24 protein-coding genes and 1 riboswitch are annotated in these 23,065 nt (G+C 39.6%); of the genes, 16 read left to right on the forward strand and 8 right to left on the reverse strand.

From position 1 onward, the window contains the following. Positions 1-10: 10 nt before the first annotated feature. From JFU24_RS18515 to JFU24_RS18525, 3 genes are all read left to right on the forward strand, one after another. Entirely contained in the window at positions 11-1,111 is a 1,101-nt protein-coding gene (locus JFU24_RS18515) for a GerAB/ArcD/ProY family transporter (protein ID WP_201187247.1), read from the forward strand. Continuing rightward, a complete protein-coding gene (locus JFU24_RS18520) occupies positions 1,108-2,190 on the forward strand; it encodes a Ger(x)C family spore germination protein (protein ID WP_201187246.1) in 1,083 nt (360 codons plus the stop codon). The genes JFU24_RS18515 and JFU24_RS18520 overlap by 4 nt, the downstream gene beginning before the upstream one ends. Positions 2,191-2,323: 133 nt before the next feature. Then, positions 2,324-4,006 carry a glycoside hydrolase family 13 protein gene (locus JFU24_RS18525; protein ID WP_056525373.1) on the forward strand — a complete coding sequence of 561 codons (1,683 nt, stop codon included), beginning with the start codon at positions 2,324-2,326 and terminating at the stop codon, positions 4,004-4,006. 270 nt (positions 4,007-4,276) lie between these two features. On the opposite strand, the gene JFU24_RS30390 is transcribed toward JFU24_RS18525, so the two are convergent. From JFU24_RS30390 to JFU24_RS18550, 5 genes are all read right to left on the reverse strand, one after another. After that, positions 4,277-4,492: a helix-turn-helix domain-containing protein gene (locus tag JFU24_RS30390; protein WP_242485360.1), complete on the reverse strand. Its 216-nt coding sequence runs from the start codon at positions 4,490-4,492 to the stop codon at positions 4,277-4,279. Positions 4,493-4,696: 204 nt separating this feature from the next. After that, complete coding sequence (locus JFU24_RS18535; RefSeq protein ID WP_242485361.1) at positions 4,697-6,148, reverse strand: amino acid permease; 1,452 nt, start codon at positions 6,146-6,148, stop codon at positions 4,697-4,699. Positions 6,149-6,244: 96 nt separating this feature from the next. Continuing rightward, positions 6,245-6,425: riboswitch (Lysine riboswitch) on the reverse strand. Positions 6,426-6,704: 279 nt separating this feature from the next. Then, positions 6,705-7,667: a LacI family DNA-binding transcriptional regulator gene (locus JFU24_RS18540; RefSeq protein ID WP_201222710.1), complete on the reverse strand. Its 963-nt coding sequence runs from the start codon at positions 7,665-7,667 to the stop codon at positions 6,705-6,707. Between the two features lie 265 nt (positions 7,668-7,932). Beyond that, complete coding sequence (locus JFU24_RS18545) at positions 7,933-8,235, reverse strand: hypothetical protein (protein WP_201187243.1); 303 nt, start codon at positions 8,233-8,235, stop codon at positions 7,933-7,935. Further along, positions 8,235-8,435 (reverse strand): helix-turn-helix transcriptional regulator, encoded by a 201-nt coding sequence (locus tag JFU24_RS18550; protein ID WP_056524628.1) that lies wholly within the window; start codon positions 8,433-8,435, stop codon positions 8,235-8,237. The genes JFU24_RS18545 and JFU24_RS18550 overlap by 1 nt, the downstream gene beginning before the upstream one ends. Positions 8,436-8,719: 284 nt before the next feature. Here JFU24_RS18550 and JFU24_RS18555 point away from each other — a divergent pair, with 284 nt between their 5' ends. From JFU24_RS18555 to rodA, 5 genes are all read left to right on the forward strand, one after another. Continuing rightward, positions 8,720-9,643 (forward strand): metal ABC transporter solute-binding protein, Zn/Mn family, encoded by a 924-nt coding sequence (locus JFU24_RS18555; RefSeq protein ID WP_201250278.1) that lies wholly within the window; start codon positions 8,720-8,722, stop codon positions 9,641-9,643. A 12-nt stretch (positions 9,644-9,655) separates the two neighbouring features. Next, on the forward strand, positions 9,656-10,411 hold the full coding sequence (locus JFU24_RS18560; protein ID WP_056524634.1) for a metal ABC transporter ATP-binding protein: 756 nt from the start codon (positions 9,656-9,658) through the stop codon (positions 10,409-10,411). Positions 10,412-10,418: 7 nt separating this feature from the next. Beyond that, positions 10,419-11,345, forward strand: coding sequence for a metal ABC transporter permease (locus JFU24_RS18565; protein WP_053348671.1), 927 nt, complete (start codon positions 10,419-10,421; stop codon positions 11,343-11,345). Continuing rightward, positions 11,342-12,223 (forward strand): metal ABC transporter permease, encoded by an 882-nt coding sequence (locus JFU24_RS18570; protein WP_207203211.1) that lies wholly within the window; start codon positions 11,342-11,344, stop codon positions 12,221-12,223. Before JFU24_RS18565 ends, JFU24_RS18570 begins: the two co-directional genes overlap by 4 nt. A 147-nt stretch (positions 12,224-12,370) precedes the next feature. Then, positions 12,371-13,543, forward strand: a complete 1,173-nt coding sequence (rodA, locus tag JFU24_RS18575) for a rod shape-determining protein RodA (protein WP_201187241.1) — start codon at positions 12,371-12,373, stop codon at positions 13,541-13,543. 124 nt (positions 13,544-13,667) lie between these two features. Here the strand turns inward: rodA and JFU24_RS18580 are convergent, their stop codons facing one another. Together JFU24_RS18580 and JFU24_RS18585 are read right to left on the reverse strand one after the other, a co-directional pair. Further along, a complete protein-coding gene (locus JFU24_RS18580; protein ID WP_201187239.1) occupies positions 13,668-14,003 on the reverse strand; it encodes a spore coat protein in 336 nt (111 codons plus the stop codon). A gap of 12 nt (positions 14,004-14,015) precedes the next feature. Then, complete coding sequence (locus tag JFU24_RS18585) at positions 14,016-14,294, reverse strand: hypothetical protein (protein WP_162878703.1); 279 nt, start codon at positions 14,292-14,294, stop codon at positions 14,016-14,018. A 156-nt stretch (positions 14,295-14,450) separates the two neighbouring features. Between JFU24_RS18585 and JFU24_RS18590 the strand changes: the two genes are divergently transcribed. Continuing rightward, on the forward strand, positions 14,451-15,368 hold the full coding sequence (locus tag JFU24_RS18590) for a proline dehydrogenase family protein (protein ID WP_201250279.1): 918 nt from the start codon (positions 14,451-14,453) through the stop codon (positions 15,366-15,368). Between the two features lie 49 nt (positions 15,369-15,417). Here the strand turns inward: JFU24_RS18590 and JFU24_RS18595 are convergent, their stop codons facing one another. Beyond that, positions 15,418-15,549 (reverse strand): YuzL family protein, encoded by a 132-nt coding sequence (locus JFU24_RS18595; protein WP_082612715.1) that lies wholly within the window; start codon positions 15,547-15,549, stop codon positions 15,418-15,420. A 166-nt stretch (positions 15,550-15,715) separates the two neighbouring features. Between JFU24_RS18595 and JFU24_RS18600 the strand changes: the two genes are divergently transcribed. From JFU24_RS18600 to JFU24_RS18630, 7 genes are all read left to right on the forward strand, one after another. Then, a complete protein-coding gene (locus JFU24_RS18600; RefSeq protein ID WP_446728291.1) occupies positions 15,716-18,145 on the forward strand; it encodes a 3-hydroxyacyl-CoA dehydrogenase NAD-binding domain-containing protein in 2,430 nt (809 codons plus the stop codon). A 79-nt stretch (positions 18,146-18,224) separates the two neighbouring features. Then, positions 18,225-19,403, forward strand: coding sequence for an acetyl-CoA C-acetyltransferase (locus JFU24_RS18605; protein WP_201250281.1), 1,179 nt, complete (start codon positions 18,225-18,227; stop codon positions 19,401-19,403). A gap of 82 nt (positions 19,404-19,485) precedes the next feature. Then, positions 19,486-21,273 (forward strand): acyl-CoA dehydrogenase family protein, encoded by a 1,788-nt coding sequence (locus tag JFU24_RS18610; RefSeq protein WP_098177282.1) that lies wholly within the window; start codon positions 19,486-19,488, stop codon positions 21,271-21,273. 139 nt (positions 21,274-21,412) lie between these two features. Further along, positions 21,413-21,769 (forward strand): arsenate reductase family protein, encoded by a 357-nt coding sequence (locus JFU24_RS18615; RefSeq protein ID WP_201188106.1) that lies wholly within the window; start codon positions 21,413-21,415, stop codon positions 21,767-21,769. 96 nt (positions 21,770-21,865) lie between these two features. Then, entirely contained in the window at positions 21,866-22,246 is a 381-nt protein-coding gene (gene gcvH / locus JFU24_RS18620; RefSeq protein ID WP_201187229.1) for a glycine cleavage system protein GcvH, read from the forward strand. Between the two features lie 90 nt (positions 22,247-22,336). Further along, on the forward strand, positions 22,337-22,702 hold the full coding sequence (locus tag JFU24_RS18625) for a toprim domain-containing protein (RefSeq protein WP_053348680.1): 366 nt from the start codon (positions 22,337-22,339) through the stop codon (positions 22,700-22,702). Positions 22,703-22,705: 3 nt separating this feature from the next. Next, positions 22,706-23,014 (forward strand): thioredoxin family protein, encoded by a 309-nt coding sequence (locus tag JFU24_RS18630; RefSeq protein WP_056525383.1) that lies wholly within the window; start codon positions 22,706-22,708, stop codon positions 23,012-23,014. Positions 23,015-23,065 lie beyond the last annotated feature (51 nt).

Raw genomic sequence — 23,065 nt, forward strand, 5'->3', positions numbered from 1 at the left:
GTGAGAAAGCATGGAAGCTCAAACAAATGTGACTAAACAGATTTCTCCATTCTTTGTCTCTTTCCTCATACCAGGTATGCAAATTGGAGTAGGGGTATTGGGATTTGAACGGATCATAGCAAAAGAGGCAGGCCAAGATGCCTGGATATCAGTCCTGATTTCAGGATTAATCATAAATATTCTTCTTTGGATGTGCTACAAAATTTTAGGACGCGGTCCACAAACACTTGATTTGGTTGCTGTCCATCAAGATTTGTTTGGCAAATGGGCAGGAAATGCTTTCAATATAGTATTTATCCTCTACTTTATATTGATTTCCATCATTATTATTAGGACTTATTTAGAGGTTATTCAGGTTTGGATGTTCCCTAGTGTTAATATCCCGCTGTTATTAACCATCATCCTGATTCTTGTTTATAGTTTTGTTACGGGAGGGTTTAGAGTTATCACCGGTTTTTGTATGATCGGGCTGATGATTGGATTGCCCTTAATGCTTTTGAAGTATTTCCCATTAAAACAAGCTCATTTCTATAATTTGACACCTGTCCTGGATCATTCCTTTCTAGATATTATGAAAGCATGTAAGTCGATGACGCTGAATTATCTCGGTTTTGAACTGCTCTTGGTCTATTATCCATTTATAAAAAAGCGTGAACGGTCTCAAAAGTGGGCCCATCTCGGGGCACTTTATACAACTTTTCTATATCTCATCTCAATTCTTGTCTCATTAGCATACTATCACCAGGATCAGCTGAAAGATGTTATTTGGGCAACTTTGACGTTATGGAAAATTGTAGACCTACCCTTTATTGAAAGATTTGAATACATAGGAATTTCTATGTGGCTTTTTATGGTGATACCGAATGCATGCCTGGGAGTCTGGGCTGCAAGCAGATGTGCGAAACGGGTATTTGGGTTCCGACAGAAAAAAATGTTAGTTATTATTCTGATGGTTATTTTAGTGTCTTGTATTTTTTTGGATAATCGCAATAAAATCGATTTGTTAAATACGTACATTTCCCGTATGGGTTTTTATATGATGTATCTGTACCTTCCCTTTTTATTTTTATGGCAGTTGATTGTTTACAAAGTGAGGGATCATAAACCATGAAAACCAAACTACTATTGATTACATTAGGTTGCGTATTAATGACAGCGTGCGGAGTGGAGAAGCAAATTTTAGAAGATATCTTAATTGCCGAAGTCGTTGGCTATGATGATGCTGGTGACCATAAGATTAAGGGAACAGTTGTTGTCAATGTTCCTCAACTTGGAGAGGAAGCAAACCTAGGTAAGGAAGTTTATGAAGCTATTTCTCATGACGTAAAAGCTACTCGTCAGCAAGAAAACTCTAAAACCACATTTCCAATTGTTGGTGGTAGATTATCAGTAATTCTCTATAGTGAAGAATTAGCTGGAAAAGGCCTCAATGATTATGTCGATACATATAGGCGTGACCCAATGGTAGGAAGAAATCTATATTTAGCTGTTGTTCATGGCAGAGCTGATGATGTAGTTAAAATAGAGCCGAAGTTATCCAAAACTCCAGGGGTTCAAGTAAAAGAGCTAATTGAACAAAACATCAGAACGAATTTACCTAATGTCGATTTGCACCACTATTTATATGCCAGTCATGGTAAAGGAATTGATCCGGTTATGCCATTATTGGAAACAGCAGGCGAGCGTGTACGGGTGAAAGGGATAGCTCTGTTTAAAAAGGACAGGTACATTGGTAAGTATATTTCTTATGAGGACGGTTTCTTATTCAAAGTACTTAGCGAAAACTTCAAACTGGGGAGTTATGAAATAAAATTGAAGGATAATGACTTTATTGATATTAATAACGTTCAATCACATGTCCATTATGATATCTTACATGCAAACCAAGAGCCCAAGGTCAGGATTGAAGTGAAAATAAAGGCAAGTATACTTGAGGTACAAGGGTATGACTTGGGCAAACCACTCGACGTGAAAAATATTGAGAATAAAGCTGAGCAGGCCATTGAAAAAAAACTAAATAAGATGTTAACTATGTTTCAGGAAAATAATATAGATCCAATTGCGATGGGTGATATCGCTAGAAGTAAAACAAGAAATTTTAATCGAAAACATTGGGAGGAAGTATATCCTCATATTCCAATTGATTTGGCTGTAGATATTGAAATGATTCAAACGGGAATCGCAGAATAAGGAAAAAAATCCATAATATAAAAATTCCTTAAATAGATTCGTTAATCAAGAATATTCTGAAGTTTCGCTCTTTATAATAGGTGTATTGATGTAAACATTTATGTCAATTTGCTTAATGAAGGGTGTGGAGGAAATGGACAAAACATGGTGGAAAGAGGCGGTTGTGTATCAGGTGTATCCCAGGAGTTTTATGGATAGCGATGGAGACGGGATAGGGGACCTGAAAGGAATATTGATGAGACTTGATTATTTACAGGAGCTGGGTGTAGATGTGATATGGCTTTCTCCGGTTTACCAATCTCCCAATGATGATAACGGTTATGATATTAGTGATTATCGTTCGATTATGACTGAGTTTGGGACAATGAGTGATTTTGACCGATTATTGAAGGCAGTTCATGAACGTGGAATGAAAATCATGATGGATCTTGTGGTCAATCATACGTCAGATGAACATTCATGGTTCAAGGAATCCCGGTCTTCTAAAGATAATCCGAAGAGGGATTACTATATTTGGAGACCTGGGAAGAATGGAAAGGAGCCAAATAACTGGGAATCCATATTCAAAGGTTCGGCGTGGAAATATGATGAGGCAACGGATGAATATTATTTGCATTTATTCAGTAAAAAACAGCCGGATTTAAATTGGGAACATCCTGAGCTTCGTGAAGAAATTTATAGCATGATGAAATGGTGGCTGGATAAGGGAGTCGATGGCTTCCGAATGGATGTTATTAACTTCCTTTCGAAAGATCAGCGATATTTGGACGGGGATGTCCGGTATGGGAAGCAGCATGGTGATGGAAGTCCATTTTTCATGAATGGTCCGCGCATTCATGAGTTTTTGCAGGAAATTAATCAGCGAGTGCTTTCTGGTTATAACTTGATAACGGTTGGTGAAATGCCTGGTGTATCACCTGATGAAGCTCAATTGTTCACAGGGAAAGAACGTGGTGAGCTACATATGGTCTTTCAATTTGAACATATGGATTTGGGGGGAGGACCAGAAGGGAAATGGAGTAACAAAAAGTGGGAATTGAGTGACTTAAAGCGGATTCTTTCCAAGTGGCAGATTGGTTTAGAGGAGGATGGTTGGAACAGTTTATACTGGAATAACCATGATCAACCGAGAATTGTTTCAAGGTTCGGAGATGATGGGAAGTATCGGGTAGAAAGCGCAAAAATGCTTGCTGTTTGTCTGCATATGCTTCAGGGAACGCCCTATATTTATCAAGGCGAAGAACTGGGTATGACCAACGTTTGCTTTGAAAGAATAGATGAATACCGCGATATTGAAACGCTGAATTCTTATGAGGAACTTGTGAATTCGTGTGGATGGACAGAAGAGCGGATGCTAGAGGCCATTTACGCGCGCAGTCGAGATAATGCGAGGACACCTGTTCAGTGGAATGACTCAAGAAACGCGGGGTTTACAGCGGGAACTCCTTGGATCGGTGTCAATTCTAATTATCCGGAGATCAATGCAGAAAAAGCCTATAACGATCCGAATTCCATCTTTCATTTTTATAAAAAGCTTATTCAATTACGTAAAAAACATGAAATCGTCGTTTATGGCCGTTACGAACTACTATGGCCTGATGATGAACAAATATTTGCTTATACGAGAACACTTGATGAAGAAAAGCTGCTGGTGTTATGTAATTTCAAAGACTATGAAGCTTCCTATTCCATACCTGAAGGGTTAGATACAATGTCTGCTACACTGTTAATCGGCAATTATGAACAACTGCCGATTGAGGAAATTTCCGTTAAACCTCTGCGACCGTTTGAATGCCGTGTTTATCATTTGAATTGAACTACCCCCCACTTATCGACCTTACGGTCTGATTGAAGTGGGGGATTCCTAAGAAAATTAGCCTATCGGCCAATTTTTAATTAGGCTATTCCCGTAGTTCCTACGGTTAGAAGCCTTATGGCTTCATTCATGATTGAGTCCTGCGTTAATATCTCGATCGTGGTGACTTGTTTTGCTTTTTATAATATCGACTATAGGAATCTGCTAAATTTTCCACCGATTTCTGTAAGGTAATACTGTCTACTTCTTTCAGGAAAGAATACTCTTTCTTTAAGCTGGAAGTTCTTTGATTGTTGCGTATTTATTCAGAAAAGAACCTTTGTTCTGCTTCATTTCTTCACAAATATACCAGTAGGCATCTTTCTCCTTTTGTTTGCCTAAAAAGAAGTTATAGACAAAACGGGAGCAGCCGATCGTTTTATTGATTAGAGCTAGTTGTTCTTTAGTTGGATAGATTCGAAATTTATAAGCTTTGTTTACGACCATTGGTTTCACCCCCTTATAGTTATTATTAACCACAGAACGTATGTTTGCCAAAAGATTACTTTGGCTTATGCCAACCGCCATTCATCTCTCCCTTACCGTTGGGCTCTCGCCCCTCACACGCTTGAAGAGGGAGTCTTCTGGTGGGAAATGATAAAAAAAGGACCTGATTCCTCTTGAAGAGGAAATCAGGTCCTTTTAAAACGCTTATTTTACTTTAAAATCACATTCCTCAAGTGGGATGATTTTAGTTTTATACTTAATTTTATAGCCGAACCATAGGGCGAAGAATAAGATCAGGCCAATGTAAGAAACAAACATTGAATTCCAATCAATCCCGCTGCTGCTGAAAGCTTGGTAGCCTTGTCCAATGATAATGAAAATACATAAGACGAGCGCGAAAATCGGTCCAGTTGGGAATCCTTTAGCAAGGTATGGTAAAGCATTCAAATCAAGACCTTGAGCTACATAGGCTTTGCGGAATCGATAATGAGCAATCGCAATTCCAACCCATGTGACAAACCCGGCCATACCTGAAGCATTTAATAACCAGATATAAACAACACCGTCTCCAAAAAATGAAGCTAAGAAAGCGAGGCAACCAACTAAAGAAGTCGCGATAAGAGCATTCACTGGTACCCCTCTTTTATCGAGCTTGCCAAGGAATTTCGGAGCTTTTCCGTCGCGGGCCAAATCCCATAGCATACGAGTTGAAGCATACATGCCGGAGTTACCAGCAGAGAGCACAGATGACAATATAACTGCGTTCATGACCGATGCCGCAAACGCAAGACCTGCGCGTTCAAATACAAGTGTAAATGGACTGACGGCAACATCTTCGCTTAATAAACGTGCATCTGTGAACGGAATAATCATTCCAATTACAAAAATCGCAAGGATATAGAATAAAAGGATGCGCCAAAAAACGGACTTGATCGCTTTAGGGATATTTTTCTCCGGATTCTCACTTTCGCCGGCTGTAACTCCAAGTAATTCTGTTCCTTGGAAAGAGAAACCTGCTGCCATGAATACTCCTAGAATTGTGAAGAAGCCTCCATTAAATGGACCTTCTCCCATGGTGAAATTAGAAAAACCAATTGGGTCATTTCCCCCCAGGATTCCGAAAATCATTAGAAATCCAGTGATTAAGAAGATGATAACGGTCACGATCTTGATTAAAGCAAACCAGAATTCAGCTTCGCCAAATCCTTTAACAGACATATAGTTAAAAAGAAACATAATAATTAACGCAACGGCACTCCAGATAATGGACGAGCTGTCCGGGAACCAGAATTTCATAATTAGGACAACGGCAGCCAGTTCAGCTGCAATTGTGATGGCCCAGTTATACCAATAGTTCCAGCCAATCGCGAAGCCGAAAGATGGGTCGACGAATTTGGATGCGTAGACACGGAACGAACCGGCTACTGGCATGAATGCTGCCATTTCTGCAAGACTTGTCATTAAGTAATAAACCATGAAGCCAATGGCTGCGTATGCTGCCAAAGCACCTCCAGGCCCAGCGGTATGGATGGCACCGCCACTTGCTAAAAATAAACCTGTTCCAATCGTTCCACCTAATGAAATCATCATTAAGTGGCGTGCTTTCAGGCTCCTTTTCAACTCAGTGGGATTTGATGTTGTTTGTGAATTTGACAATTGATGTTACACTCCTTTTTATTGGAAGGGAACGATATATAAAAAAACAGCAGTCGAAAAAGATCGACGGCTGTTTATAATAAACCCGTTTATCCTTCCGAAGATAGCTCCCCACGTTAATAAAACGTGACAGTGGTGTTCCTATTCGGTAACACCGCCAGCCTAGATATACAAGGACCATATCTAAACTTCGGCAACTTATCCTTTCAAACGGAGTCGTCAATTTTCCTGAATCTCGTCCGTACTACTTTTATAAGCCGCAGCCTCTAACTCATCGGTAAATGAGGAAGTATTCAATTTTCTTATACTAAATATATAAATCGTTGCGTCAACTTCTAGTCAACCTATACGATTTCAATATAAAGTTCAAACAATTACTTCTATGTCAGCAGGTCATTGAGTAAACTTTACTATATTAAAATTATAAAATAATCTTATAGATAGCGCAATGATTATTTTTCAAGGTTATTTTTTCCTAGTTTTTAAATGTATCACTTGAATTTGATGTTTAAATGTTTGTCATTTAAACATCTTTTATTTGGATAATTAAGATAATTCAAATAGTTTTTCGTTTCATAAGAGTATAATCTAATTTTACATGTCTGATAACTTCAGGATTTTCAAATAGATCAACAGCCATTTTGCCAATCCAATCAAGCGGTAAGGAAACGGTTGTGATATCGAGCATCTCACTGAGGCTATCATTATTAAAACCTAGAATGGCCACGTCTTCTGGTACTTTCATTCCGAATTTGTTGGCAGTAAGAATGAATCCGGACGCGGTGTCATCATTAGTAATGATGATAGCCTCTGGTTTATCTATCATAGAATTCCAATCTTGGAACAATTTTTCACCATCTTTGATGTGATAACTGCCTTCAAACAGCCATTCTTTTTTATTTAAAAGATGATACTTATTCATAATATCGTTAAACGCCTTTGTACGAAGGGAGCTGTTTCTGCTCTTTTTTCGCCCGAGGCTGTATCCGATTTTCTTATATCCTTTAGCAACCACGTATTCAAGTGCAGAGGAAAAAGCGGCATAGTGATCAATGCTTATGGACGATAATTCAGCCTGGGCTGTATCTTCACATAAGATAATTGGTCCATATTTTTGATAGTCCAAGAGGACTTTCATTTCTGAAATTCTTGAACAAACGATAATGCCATCGAGTTGCTTCATTTGTAACATATTCAATGCCTGAATTTCTTTTTCTCTTTCATATTGTGTTTGAAAGATGACTATATGATAGCCGATAGCATTGGCTTGTTTTGTAATTCCTTGCACGATTGCTCCGTAATAGGGGTGATTGGTGAAGGGAATGATGACGCCGATTAGATTCGTTTTGCCTTTTGAAAGATGAATGGCGTTGATATTTCTCGAATAGTTTAATTGGTCAATGGCCTGTAAAACACTCTTTCTTTTTTCAGGACTAACATATGGGTGATTATTCATTACACGAGACACTGTGGAGACGGACACACCTGCATATTGAGCAATTTCTTTAATATTTGTCATAGGATCACCGTTTTTTCTTTTTTTTTATTGTATCGTATGAAACCCATTTCAGAGCAAGAGGCGAGAATAAGAGAACTAAAGATTTCTTTATTCAGGGTCTTGTTCTGGTATGGGTTTCATCCTTTAAGATTGAAAAAAGTCTTAGAGGAGGAGATTAGGATGGTCCAAACTTTACTCTGTCTGATCGTACTATGCGGTATCGAATTGGGATTAGCTTACTTCGCAGTATATTTGAAGTCGGAAAAATGAATGGAATGTTGACGGCTTATAACTTCGCTTGATAATAAAGAACGAAGATCGCCCATGAGCCCAGATGAATGAACAATAGAATGCCAAGGACAGCTGCAACAGAGAGCTTCACTCCAAAAAGCAATAACAAGAAAAAAAAGCACGTCCCAATAATTGGGAAAAACCAACTGGATGCCCGTGCTCTAGTTCGGATGAGGTCAAATCGTTCATCTAATCCCCGTTGCTTGGCGGCGGCACGGCGTCCCCACCATAATCCAGTCAGTCCGCAAATAATCCCAAGCGTGATTCCTAAAAAGGCCCCCCAGTTAAAATCCTCCATCATAACTCCTCCTCAAATATAAATATATCTTCAATGGCCAGTTGAAACACTTTCGCTAGCTTGTAAGCAAGCTTGATGGAAGGGTCGAATCTTCCTGTTTCTATAGAAATAATCGTCTGTCGGGACACGCCTGTAAGTTCGGACAGCTTTTCTTGTGTAAGTTGATGCGCTTTGCGTAGTTCCCGAATGTTATTTTTCAAATTCTTAAACTCCTTTCAGAAATGTAAAGCTAGCTTTACGTAAAGTATACTTTACAAATTGAAAATGTGTAAATAATTTTCATTCGACAAAATCCTATGATAAAGAATAGTGGTCAAAGATAAAAATGTTGCACTTTTTTAGTACATTTGTGTATAGTATAAAATAAGTTGTGTACGGGAAACTTTTTAGCATTTACGACAATGTGATAGACGGAAAAAAAATTTGAGCTAAATTTTGCGCTTGGTAAACATTTTTAGGAAGATGAAAAAGGGAGGGAATAAGGATGGGGTTTTTAAAAACTATTGGTGGCGTACTTGCTGCTGTGATCATTTTAGCGGGATGCGGAAATGATACGACTGAACAAGATAAAGGCAATAGCAAGTTAAATGTCGTCGCAACAACGGGGATGATTGGGGACTTGGTTGAGAATATTGGCGGTAAACATGTGGAGGTCACTAGTTTAATGGGACCGGGAGTCGATCCCCATCTTTATAAGGCAACACAGGGTGATGTGAAGACACTGGATTCAGCTGACATGATTTTTTATAACGGCGTGCACCTTGAAGGGAAAATGACAGATATCTTTGAAATAATGAGCAAGGATAAACCGACGATTGCGGTAACGGAGGATTTCAAGGAGCAACAACTTCGTAAAGTAAGTGCAACGGAACATGATCCGCATGTTTGGTTTGATGTAAAGCTCTGGATGGTTGCAGCGGAAGCGGTAAAAAAAGAGTTAATTGCCATTGATCCTGACCATGAAGCAAGTTATCTAGAAAATTATGAAGCTTATGTTCTGCAGTTAAAGGAACTTGATAAATATGTACAGGGTGAAATAAATAAAATACCAGAGGATCAGCGAGTGCTCGTTACGGCACATGATGCATTTGGATATTACGGCAAGTCATATGGATTGGAAGTAAGAGGGCTACAGGGGATTAATACGCTATCGGAATATGGGTCAAAAGATGTGACTGATATGCGGAATTATCTTGTGAAGAATAAAATTAAAGCAATATTCATAGAGTCTAGCGTGCCAAGGAAGGCTATTGAGGCGGTTATTCAAGGAGCTGAAAAGCAAGGTCACAAAGTGAAAATCGGTGGTGAACTATTCTCGGATGCGATGGGGGAAAAAGGCACTGAAGAAGGAACATATATCGGTATGGTCCGTCATAATACAGATACCATTGTTAATGCTTTGAAATAAGGGGGAGAAAGAATGTATCAGGCAGCTCTGAAGGTAGAAAATTTAACGATAGCTTATCATAAAAAACCGGTTGTCGAAGATGTCTCATTTGAGGTGCCGGAAGGGAATCTAATCGGTATCATAGGTCCAAATGGAGCGGGGAAATCTACATTAATAAAGGGGATACTCGAACTGATTCCTAAACTATCCGGGGAAGTCACAATCAGTGGATCTTCCTATAAATCGATGAGGAAGAGTATAGGCTATGTACCACAGAGGGAGTCAGTAGATTGGGATTTCCCAACCAATGCGCTCGATGTCGTGATGATGGGCAGGTATGGTCACCTCGGCTGGTTAAAGCGACCAGGAAAGGCTGAAAGACATAAGGCAATGGAATGCTTGGATAAAGTGGGAATGGTTGAATACGCTAACCGCCAGATAAGCCAGCTCTCAGGCGGGCAGCAGCAACGGATTTTTCTAGCTCGTGCTTTAGCACAAGAAGCGGATATTTATTTTATGGATGAACCATTTGTAGGGGTAGATGCAGCAACAGAGAAAGCGATCATTCAATTGCTGATGGAATTGAAGGAAAAAGGCAAGACAGTTCTTGTTGTCCACCATGATTTATCAACAGTAAAGGAATATTTTGATTGGACGATGCTGTTGAATAAAAAGGTTATGAAAATTGGACCGACAAAAGAGGTATTTATCCCCGAATACTTACAGGAAACATACGGGGGCCGCTTAGCGATATTATCAGATGCACAGTCCGGTCTATTATTAAAATGAGGTGTACATGATGAATTTACTGGATATTATTAATGATCCGAATACACGGTGGATTCTGCTTGGCACGATGTTCCTCGGATTAAGCAGTGGAGTCATCGGCAGTTTTGCCTACCTCAGAAAGCAGTCTTTGCTTGGTGACACGCTCGCACATGCGGCATTGCCAGGAATTTGCGTTGCTTTTATATTAACTGGGGTGAAATCTACTTCCTTCTTTCTAATAGGAGCAGCCTTGGCTGGTTTAGTGGCAGTTTTCCTAATCAGCGTACTTACGAGGTACAGTAAGATCAAGCAAGATGCTGCACTCGGAATTGTGTTATCTTCATTTTTTGGTTTTGGAATTGTGTTACTTACGCAAATCCAGCAGAGTGAATATGGAAACCAGAGTGGATTGGATACATTTCTATTTGGGCAGACTGCATCAATGGTCATGTCGGATGTCTATATGATGATGACTGTTTCCTTTATACTCATCTTCACTTGTACCGTGTTTTTTAAGGAATTTAAATTACTGTCCTTCGACCCGGGATTTGCTAAGGGAATAGGTTTACCGGTTGTTTTTCTAGACTATTTCATTATGATGCTGATCGTGGCGGCCGTGGTCATCGGTATTCAAGCAGTAGGAGTTGTATTGATGGCATCTTTACTCATTACTCCGGCTGTTTCTGCTAGGTACTGGACAGAGCGGCTGCATATCATGGTTATCCTGTCTGGAATATTCGGTATGCTGAGCGGTGTATCAGGTACGTTAATCAGTACATCGGTCAATAATTTGCCGACAGGTCCATTAATTGTCTTGTCCGCGACGGTATGGTTTTTCTTTTCCATGCTTTTTGCTCCTAAACGTGGGGTTCTTTCAACTGTATGGAGAAGGCTATCAACGAAAAAGAAATATTCTCTCGAACAGGATAAAAGGAAAGGGAGCCATCCATTATGAATGATTTTTGGATTATCTTAGTCGGGGCACTAGTTGCGGGTTCTTGCAGTGTATTAGGTTGCTTTTTGATAGTCAGAAAAATGACATTGATTGGGGATGCAATCAGTCATTCCGTTTTACCAGGAATCGTATTGGCATTTTTAATAACCGGGACACGTGACTCGGTTCCAATGCTGATCGGGGCAGCAGCACTAGGGTTACTTACAGTATTCTTAATCCAGCTTTTTCAATCTTCAGGCGTTCAGTCTGACGCAGCAATCGGCATTGTGTTTACCTCTCTTTTTGCAACAGGGATTGTACTAGTGAGTTTGTATACGCAACAAATCGATTTTGACCTGGAGCATGTCCTGTATGGAGAAATTGCCTATACTCCATGGAATACGATGACAATTAGCGGATTCGAGGCGGGACCAAAAGCTGTTTGGATTGTTGGCAGTTGTTTTATTCTCAATCTTATTCTGATTTTTCTTTTCTTCAAACAGTTTAAGCTTGTTTCCTTTGATCCATCACTTGCGGCTGCGATGGGAATTCCGGTTTTGTTCTTTCATTATTTACTGATGAGCCTTATTTCGCTAACGACAGTAGCCGCCTTTGATAGTGTAGGTTCAATTTTGGTAGTCGGGATGCTCATTATACCAGCGGCAACAGCCTATTTGCTGTCAGACCGTTTAAGTCGGATGATTTTGGTCAGTATCGGGGTTGGAATACTCAGTTCTATTATCGGTTACTTTTCAGCTACCGTTTTAGATGCCTCGATATCGGGATGCATGGTAGGTGCAGCCGCTCTGTTATTCGGATTGGCATTTCTTTTTTCTCCAAGCCATGGATTAGTCAGTAGATTTATGAAACGCAGAAGCGCAATGGAATCACATTCTTAGTATCTCCAACTAACAGGCTGCATGCTTATAACTCCATGCAGCCTGTAATCTATTCTGCGATATAGTTGTGATTTTATTTGTTTAAAGTATAATGAATAAGTGTATTAAAAGATGTATCGCAGGAGCCTTTTTAAGGGAGAGTTAAGTATGGAAGAACAAAATAAATTTTCATCACGAATAGATTTTTCTTTGGTCACAATATTGCTGTTGTTATGCGTTGGAAGTTGCTTAGCAATCTATAGTGCCCAAACGACTGGACAGTACGCTGAAAACTTCTTAATTAAACAAATTTTTTGGTATATAGTAGGAATTGGAATCGTATTAGGGTTTATTACTCTAGATTCAGATCAGTTGAAAAAAATTTCTTGGTATGCCTATGGATTCGGATTGTTTTTGCTTTTGTTGCTGATCCTTATGCCGGAAAGCATCGTACCTAAATTAAATGGTGCAAGAAGCTGGTTCAAAATTCCGGGAGTCGGTTCGATTCAGCCATCGGAATTCATGAAGGTTTTCCTGATCCTGGCTTTAGCAAATGTTATATCAAACCATCATCTCAAAAGCACGCTGAAAACGATTCAAACGGATCTATGGTTGCTTGTTAAAATCGGTCTTGTGACGGGTGCTCCGCTTTTGTTAATCATGCAACAGCCGGATTTAGGAACCGCGCTTGTCATACTGTCGATTATGCTTGGAATGGTTTTTATTTCAGGGGTTTCATGGAAAATATTGCTTCCGATAGTCTCAGGAGGAATTGTTGTCGCTTCTACGATTCTATATTTTGTACTTTGGAAGCCAGAACTTCTGGAAAAATACTTGGGAGTAAAATCCTATCAATTCGGCCGCATCTATTCCTGGCTGGATCCTTATAATTATGCGAGCGCTGAAGGTTATCACTTGACCAAGTCTCTGTTAGCTATCGGCTCTGGTCAGACCACAGGAAAGGGAATTGGGTCGAGAGAAGTGTATTTACCTGAGAGTCATTCGGATTTCATCTTCAGTATAATCGGAGAAGAATTTGGTTTTATCGGATCAAGTATCATCATCTCCTTGTTCTTCCTTTTGATCTACCATATAACAAAAACGGGAATGGAAACGAGAAATAACTTCTATACATATATTTGTGTTGGTGTTATCAGCATGTTAACGTTTCATGTTTTTCAGAACATCGGAATGACGGTAGGCCTTTTACCGATTACGGGGATTCCACTTCCATTTATCAGTTATGGAGGAAGCTCGCTAATGGGGAATATGATGGCCATGGGCCTAATATTCAGCATCAGGTATCACTATAAAAAGTATATGTTTTCAACGGATATCTAAATATATAGAGCCGGTCCACGCTTCGCTGTGGGCCGGCTCTTTTAAATGAGGTTGTTGCCACAGCTATTGAGAAAACAAACAAAAGGAACTGAATTATAGTGCATCTCAGCTCATATATATGTCCTTATTGAATGTTTGATCCATATGGGAATTGGTTTTTATAGCCCGAAAACTGTTGATAGGTTTGGCTTAAGCTATTGGATTGAGCCTTTTCTAAACTATACCAGCCTTTTTCGAACATAAGGTTATAAAGCTCACGTTGCATCTCCTGATTTTCTTTCGAAACTGAGAAAATGTCTTGGAATAACGCATGGTTACTCATTTCATGTAGGGCAACAGATAAAGAGTTACAGAAGTACTTCTCCGTTGCAAGCATATCATTAATAAAATCCCGATCATTCATTTGTGGTGTCTTTGCCACAGGAGACTCTGGATTTTGGACTTTGTTTTGGTTGGGCATCAAGAACCCTCCTTACTGGAATTGTTGTTGACTCTGATATTGGTTTGGATTTAAATGATTCAGAATGGTATCGTAATGGCGCTGATGCATTAGTCCACAGCGGTTTAACGCATCAATAATTTGTGGATCTTTACATTGAGCCGCAAAAAAATGTGCCTTTTTAATCGCAATCAGGTTCCATGCAAGCATATCAGATAAGTATAAACTGTCTTTTACAGAAACCATTTCCGGCGGTTGTTTCATGAAGCCGGTGGACTGTTGTTGGCTGTTAAATGAATTTTGTTGTTCCATCAGTCTACCTCCTTAAGTGTTATCTAAACGACTTTAATTTTCCCATTAACAATTTTTTTATTCTTGATGTTTGGATATCTGGAATTTGAATTAAATGGTAAAATATTCTTATGAAATACATCTATTTTCCGAAGAAAAGATACGGAGGGAATGCAGATGGAACAAATATTAAGAAATCTATTTCTTTTTCTATCAAAGAACAAAAATATGACAAAGGCAGCGAAAAAATATGGATTGCGGTTTGGGGCATCCCGCTTTGTGGCTGGAGAATCGTTGGATATGGCAGCTGCAGCTATCGCAGATTTAAACCGAAAAGGGCTGTCTGTAACCATCGATTATTTAGGTGAATTCATTGATAATGAACAAGAAGCAAATGAGATGGCAGACCAGTGTATAGAGGCCATTCGAATGATTTTTAGAAAAAATCTGGATTCACAGTTATCTTTGAAATTGACGTCGATGGGCATGGATATATCGGAACAAGTCGTAATGAATAATATGAGAAGAATATTAGAAGAAGCCAAAACCCATAGGGTGTTCGTAACACTTGATATGGAAGATTTTCCGCGCTGTCAGCCAACTTTGGATGTATTCAAAAACTTAAAGGCTGAATATAATGAATTGGGGACGGTCATACAGGCTTATCTTTATCGGACAGAGAAAGACATTGAGGAGTTGAATGCATACAACCCGAATCTACGACTTGTTAAAGGAGCTTACAAAGAGCCTCGGGAAATAGCTTTTCCAGAGAAAATTGATGTCGATGATAATTTTAAAAAGATCATTAAGAAGCATCTGCTGAATGGAAATTACACAGCTGTTGCCACCCATGACGATAAAATTATTGATTATACGAAGAGCTTAGTCAAAGAGCAAGGGATCTCTCATGATCAATTTGAATTTCAAATGTTATTCGGCATACGTAATGAAAAGCAGCTTGAACTCGTAAAAGAAGGATATAAGGTAAGAGTGTATGTTCCATATGGTACGGATTGGTACGGATATTTCATGCGCCGCCTTGCAGAGAGGCCGGCCAATATTGCTTTCGTTTTAAAGGGACTATTTAAAAAATAGCTAAATCGAGAGCCGGCCCGGATAAGGGACGGCTGCTCTAATAACGACTTTATTTTTTGTACTGATTGTTCTGGCTGTTTACTTTATTTATCCCTTGCTGACGCTCACGACCAGGGCCGGCATTGCCTTTAACGCTTGCGGCACTCACAGCTCTATTAGAAGGATTATTTTTACGCTTCATTGTATAAGTCACCTCCTGGTCGTTATTGTCTACTAAAAAGAGGAGAATTAATCAAAGGTAATATGATAAAAAAATTTATTTTTTTCCAGTTTTATCATTGCGGAATTTCCAATTATATTCTATATTAGTAATAAGAAAAAATATTCAAAATTTTTTTGAATTAAAAATGAATGAGCATTCATTCAATACATTGTGTAAGGGGGATATAAACTTGGTTCGACAAATACGAAAGGCTGCTGTTCTAGGGTCAGGAGTTATGGGATCAGGGATTGCTGCACACCTTGCTAACATCGGCATTCCGACTTTATTATTGGACATTGTACCTCGTGAACTCACAGAGGATGAAAAGAAAAAAGGTCTTACATTAGAAAATAAACAAGTACGTAACCGCATCAGCCAAACTGCGATTACTAAACTTTTAAAGCAAAAACCAGCTCCGCTTTCAGCTAAAGGAAATCTTGCGTTAATTGAAGCCGGGAACCTGGAAGATGATATAAGTCGTTTAAAAGACGTCGATTGGGTTATTGAAGTAGTCGTTGAGAGACTTGAAGTGAAGCAAAGTGTATTTGCCCAGGTTGATCAACATCGTAAACCTGGAAGCATCATTTCTTCCAATACATCTGGAATTTCAATTGAAGCTATGGCAGAGGGCCGCTCAGAGGATTTCCAAAAGCACTTCTTGGGAACTCACTTTTTCAATCCGCCGCGCTATCTTAAATTGTTAGAAATCATTCCCACTAAAGAAACATCTCCAGAAGTGCTCGAGTACATGAAACAATTCGGCGAAGATGTACTGGGTAAAGGTGTTGTCGAAGCAAAGGATACACCAAACTTTATTGCAAACCGCATCGGTACTTATGGTTTGCTAGTTACCCTTCGTGAAATGCAAAAAGGCGGATACAGCGTTGGTGAAGTGGACTCGGTAACTGGTCCATTAATCGGAAGAGCGACAAGCGCGACATTCCGGACGCTTGATGTAGTTGGATTGGATACTTTTGCACATGTTGCTAAAAATGTATATGACCAGGTGGAAGGGGAAGAAAAAGCAGTTTTCCAAATACCGGGTTTCATGAATAGGATGCTTGAAAACGGCTGGCTTGGAAGCAAGTCCGGACAAGGATTTTTTGTGAAAAAGGGTAAGGAGATCTTTGAGCTGAATCCTGAAACTCTTGAATATGAAGCCCGTAAAAAATTAAAGACTCCTTCTATTGAAATGGCTAAACAGGCCAAGGGTCTAGCCAACAAAATGAAAGCGCTTGTTTATAGCGATGACCGTGCTGGTGAATTACTTTGGAATGTGTTAAATCCAGCTCTTGTGTATTCTGCACAACTGCTTGGGAATATTGCCGATGATATTGTTGCAATCGATCAAGCAATGAAATGGGGCTTCGGCTGGTCTATGGGACCTTTCGAAACGTGGGATGCGATTGGTGTTGAAAGATCAGTAGCACGTTTAGAACAAGAAGGAGTTACTGTTCCTCAATGGGTGAAGGATATGCTGGCAAAAGGTATCACTTCTTTTTATAAAGAAGAAAATGGCATAGTTTTCTACTATGATAATGGAGAATATAAAGAACTTCTTGAAAACCCTAAGGTGATTAACCTTAAAGCAATCAAGAAGCAAAAAGGCGTAATCAAGAAAAACAGCGGTGCAAGTCTGATTGATATTGGTGATGGAGTGGCTCTTCTTGAATTCACTTCACCAAATAATGCAATAGGTCTTGATATCATGCAAATGATCAATGCCGCAGTCGATGAAGCAGAAGCTAATTATAAAGGTCTGGTGATCGGAAACCAAGGCAAAAACTTCTGTGTAGGTGCTAATATTGCCATGATGTTGATGGAAGCACAAGATGACAATATTTTGGAATTGGATATGGTTATCAGCCAATTCCAAAAGGCAATGCTTAAGATTAAGTACAGTGCTGTACCTGTTGTTGTAGCGCCATTTAATATGACACTTGGCGGCGGTGCGGAAGTATCTCTTCCTGCTGCACGAATCCAAGCAACGACAGAAACATATATGGGTCTTGTAGAAGCTGGTGTTGGATTGATTCCAGGCGGTGGCGGAACAAAAGAACTTTATGTAAAAACGCTGAAGAATATGCCAAAGGGCGTCGCCTTTGATTTGCAGAAAGTGGCTAATCAAGTATTTGAAACAGTCGCGATGGCAAAAGTTTCGACTTCTGCTGAAGAAGCACGCGGGAATAACTTCCTTAATTCTTCTGATGGAATAAGTGTGAACGCAGATCATCAATTATATGATGCGAAGCAGGCAGTCATCTCCATGTATAACCAAGGGTATACAGCTCCAGTTCGTACAAAAATTCCTGTGGTCGGTGAAACAGGTTATGCCACACTTCTTTTAGGGGCAGAATCCATGCGCCTTTCCGGCTTCCTATCTGATCATGACCTTGTCATAGCTAAAGAGCTTGCATATGTCCTGGCCGGAGGAAAACTTCCATACGGTACAGAAGTAGATGAGCAGTATATCTTGAACCTAGAGAAACAAGCTTTCCTAAAATTAATTTCTACTCCGAAATCTCAGCAAAGAATGCAGCATATGCTTGTTAAAGGGAAACCACTTCGAAACTAATGGATAAGTGAAAATACGGTTAGATTGCAAATGAAGGTTAATAGATTGATAGCTTAAAAATGAAGTAAGGGGGATCCTCATGAAAGAAGCGGTAATAGTAGCTGGAGCAAGGACTCCGGTAGGAAGAGCAAAAAAGGGTTCTCTTGCTAACGTTCGACCAGATGATCTAGGGGCTCTTGTTGTAAAAGAAACGTTAAAGCGTGCTGGAAATTATGAAGGTTCTATTGATGATTTAATTATCGGTTGCGCAATGCCTGAGGCGGAGCAAGGGCTGAATATGGCGAGAAATATTGGTGCGTTAGCAGGATTGTCTTACACAGTACCAGCTATAACAATTAATCGTTACTGTTCAAGCGGATTACAAAGTATTGCTTATGGAGCGGAAAGAATCATGCTCGGCCAAAGTGATACGGTCATTGCAGGTGGAGCGGAGTCCATGAGTCTTTTGCCAATGATGGGACATGTAACCCGTCCGAACGCACAACTTGCGGAAACAGCTCCAGAATACTATATGGGAATGGGTCACACAGCTGAAGCCGTTGCAAAAAAATACGGTATTTCGCGTGAAGAACAGGATGCATTTGCTGTGCGCAGTCATCAAAGGGCTGCTAAGGCCATTGCTGAAGGAAAGTTTTCAGATGAAATCGTTCCGGTTGATGTAACCATTCGCTCAGTAGGTCCGGATCTTAAATTACAGGAAAAGTCATTCCAGTTTGCACAAGATGAAGGCGTTCGTGAAGGCACAACATTTGAAGTGCTTAAGAAATTAAGACCAGCATTCTCTGTGACAGGATCCGTTACAGCAGGAAATTCATCACAAACGAGTGATGGAGCTGCTGCAGTTATGGTCATGGATGGAGAAAAAGCTTCTTCAATAGGGATGAAGCCACTTGGTAAGTTCCGTTCCTTTGCCGTAGCAGGGGTACCACCGGAAATTATGGGAATTGGTCCGATCGCTGCGATTCCAAAAGCTTTGAAACTAGCAGGTCTTGAGCTTTCTGATATTGGTTTATTTGAATTGAATGAAGCCTTTGCTTCTCAATCCATTCAAATCATTCGTGAGCTGGGATTGAATGAAGATATTGTCAATGTCAATGGTGGAGCTATTGCCCTAGGCCATCCACTAGGATGTTCCGGTACTAAATTAACATTAAGCCTACTTCATGAAATGAAGCGCAGAAACCAACAATTCGGAGTCGTTACAATGTGTATCGGTGGCGGTATGGGTGCTGCTGGAGTATTTGAATTATTAGCGTAATTCCATCTCGTTGGAAAGTTTATAAACAATTCCGGCGGGCTTAAGATAATTAATCATCATTAATCATTTAGGAGGAAATAACATGTCCAATCAAACAACAGATAACCTCATAAAAGGCGGCGCCTTTTTAGTAGAAGATATTACGTATAATCAAGTGTTTACACCAGAAGATTATTCTGATGAGCATAAAATGATTGCCAAAACTTCTGAAGATTTCGTAGTGAATGAAGTTCTTCCGCAAGTTGAGCATTTAGAGAATCATGAATTCGACCGTTCTGTAAAATTACTGAAGCATGCAGGGGATATCGGTTTACTTGGTGCTGACGTTCCTGAAGAATATAACGGGCTTGGTCTTGATAAAATTAGCTCGGCAATAATTACAGAAAAAATGGCGCTTGCAGGTGGGTTCGGAATCACTCACGGTGCACACGTAGGGATTGGATCTTTGCCAATCGTATTATTTGGAAATGAAGAACAAAAGAAAAAATACCTTCCATTACTAGCAACGGGCGAAAAAATTGCTGCTTATGCTTTAACTGAACCTAGCTCAGGATCTGATGCATTGGGTGCAAAAACGACAGCGAAATTAAATGCAGAAGGTACTCACTACGTTTTAAACGGTGAAAAACAATGGATTACCAATGCAGGTTTTGCGGATGTGTTCTGTGTATATGCTAAAATCGACGGCGAACAATTCTCTGCCTTTATTGTAGAGCGTGAATATCAAGGTGTATCTACAGGCGCTGAAGAAAAGAAAATGGGTATAAAAAGCTCATCTACACGTACTTTAATCCTGGAAGACGTACATGTTCCAGTTGAAAACCTTCTTGGCGTAGCTGGAAAAGGGCATGTTATTGCTTTCAATATCTTGAATATTGGCCGATATAAATTGGGTGTTGGCGCTGTCGGCGGATCTAAACGCGCTCTTGAAATTACTGCTGCTTATACAAATCAACGTCAGCAGTTCAAAACGAAAATTTCTGACTTTAACCTGACGAAAGAAAAACTTGCAACGATGGCTTCTAAAATTTATGCAGCAGAAAGCTCTGTATACCGTACCGTCGGTCTTTATGATCAAAGACAAAGCAAGCTGACTGATGAGCAAGTGAAAGATGGAAAATCAATGGCAGCAGCGATCGCTGAATATGCAATTGAGTGTTCTTTGAATAAATTCTTCGCTTCTGAAGTATTGGATTACGTAACAGATGAAGGCGTACAGCTTCATGGTGGTTATGGTTTCATGCAGGAATATGAAATTGAAAAAGCGTACCGTGACTCTCGTATTAACCGGATTTTCGAAGGCACAAATGAAATCAACCGTTTGCTTGTTCCGGGAACATTCCTGAAAAAAGCACTTAAAGGAGAACTTCCTCTTCTACAAAAAGCACAGGGACTGCAAGAGGAATTAATGATGATGATGCCTGAAGAGCCTAGCGATGAGCCATTGGCACAAGAAAAAATGCTGGTTAGAAATGCTAAGAAAATCGGTATTTTGGCAGCAGGTCTTGCAGCACAGAAATACGGCAAGAAACTTGATCAAGAACAAGAAATCTTATCTAACATTGCTGATATCGCATCCCTTGCATACGCTGCTGAATCTGTGGTTTTACGTACAGAAAAAGCAATTGCGACTACAGGCTTAGAAAAGAATAAACAAAAGGTATTGTACACTGAAATTTTCGTTCAAGAAGCGTTCAATGAAATAGAACAGCATGCAAAAGAAACGTTAATTGCCGTTGAAACAGGCGATACTCTTCGCATTATGCTTTCTTCACTTCGCAAGTTGACTAGACACAACCCAATCAATGTCATTGCGAAAAAACGCGAAGCTTCTGTTAAGGTAATCGAAACTGAAAAATACGCACTATAATCAAAGTTCAACCTTTAAAGGGAATTCCCGTAATCGGGTATTCCCTTTATTACGTGTGAAATTTTCACGATGGAAAGACAAGGAGAATTCGTTGTATTGCACAGAAAAAACGGGTATTCTATTGATAGGTGGTGAAACAATGGGCTTAACATTATATTGGTACCCAAAATGCGGCACATGCCGTAATGCGAAGAAGTGGCTGGATAGTCATGAACTGCAATATGAAGCGATTCATATAGTAGAAAATCCGCCTTCTCGAACAGAAATCGAACAACTATATAATACCAGCGGATTAGAGCTGAAGAAGTTTTTTAATACTAGTGGGCAAAAATACCGGGAGCTGGGTTTAAAGGACAAACTGAAAGAAGCTTCTGAAGCAGAAATGCTAGATATATTGTCTACTGATGGTATGCTTCTTAAAAGGCCGATTGTTACGGACGGCACAAAAGTGACAGTTGGTTTCAAAGAAGAACAATTCGAACAGACTTGGAACTAAAATAATACGAAATATTTGGTTAATTCCTTACTTTTAAAAAAAATCTACCTTATAATGTAATAGATAAAATAAGATGTACTATGGAGGGAATTAATGATGACAACACCAAAAGAACTTCGTTACACAAAGGAACATGAATGGGTCAAAACAGAAGATGGAACAGTACGCATCGGAATTACAGCATTTGCTCAGTCCGAACTTGGGGACATCGTTTTTGTTGAGCTTCCAGAGATTGGCGCTGAATTGAAATCGAACGAGCCATTTGGCAGTGTTGAATCTGTTAAAACTGTATCTGAGCTGTATGCTCCTATCAGTGGTAAAGTTGTTGAAGTAAATGAAGAGTTGAATGACAATCCTGAATTCGTAAATGAATCTCCTTTTGAAAAAGCATGGATGATCGTGATTGAACCATCAAATATCAGTGACGTTGAAAACCTGATGAGCGCTGAAGAATATGATAGCCTGATAAACGGTTAAAATGAGGGAGAGAGGGTCTAAATAGGCCTGCTCTCTTTTTCAGTTTATAAAAAGGCAGCATGCATACAATTCGTGAGATGGAGTGATGACATGGAGTGGGGCGAATTTGATAAAGTTATCATTGTAGAAGGCAGTTCCGATAGAAGAAAAGTTGCCTCCGTTTTGAATGAAGATGTGGAAATAAGATGTACAAATGGGACCATTTCATTAACTAAGCTGGATGAGTTAGTAGATGAAATGATGGACCGCGATGTTTATCTCCTTTTTGACGCAGATGATTCAGGAGAAAAGCTACGGAAGCAATTCCGAAGGGAAATGCCAGAAGCAAGCCACTTGTATATCAATAAAATGTACAAAGAAGTGGAAAGTGCCCCCGAACATCATATCGCTACAGTGCTCCTATCTGCCAATATGAATGTGAAAATGAAATTTTTAAGTCAAAGGGTGAACGACTAATTGATGCAAGAATTGAAAGAAGAAGATTGTAGGCTTGCTGTTGAAGAAGGGGAAACCTTTTGCTTATATTTATATACACCTTTGTGTGGGACCTGTCAGGTGGCTTCTAGGATGCTTACGATATCATTGGAGCTTTTTCCAGACTTGAAGGCAGGAAAGATGAATATGAACTATGTCCAAACAATCGCCGAATCATATGAAATTGAGAGTGTACCTTGTTTATTACTATTTAAAGAAGGGCAGTTGCGGAAAAAAATTTATGCCTTTCAGTCTGTTCCTTATTTGTACGGAGTGCTTAAGGAAATAAGCTAAAAAGCCAATCCAATATGGGTTGGCTTTTTAGCTGTAGAAAAGTAGTGAATA

The organism is Peribacillus sp. TH27 (assembly GCF_016650915.1).
In the GTDB taxonomy this organism is placed as follows: Bacteria; Bacillota; Bacilli; order Bacillales; family DSM-1321; genus Peribacillus; species Peribacillus butanolivorans.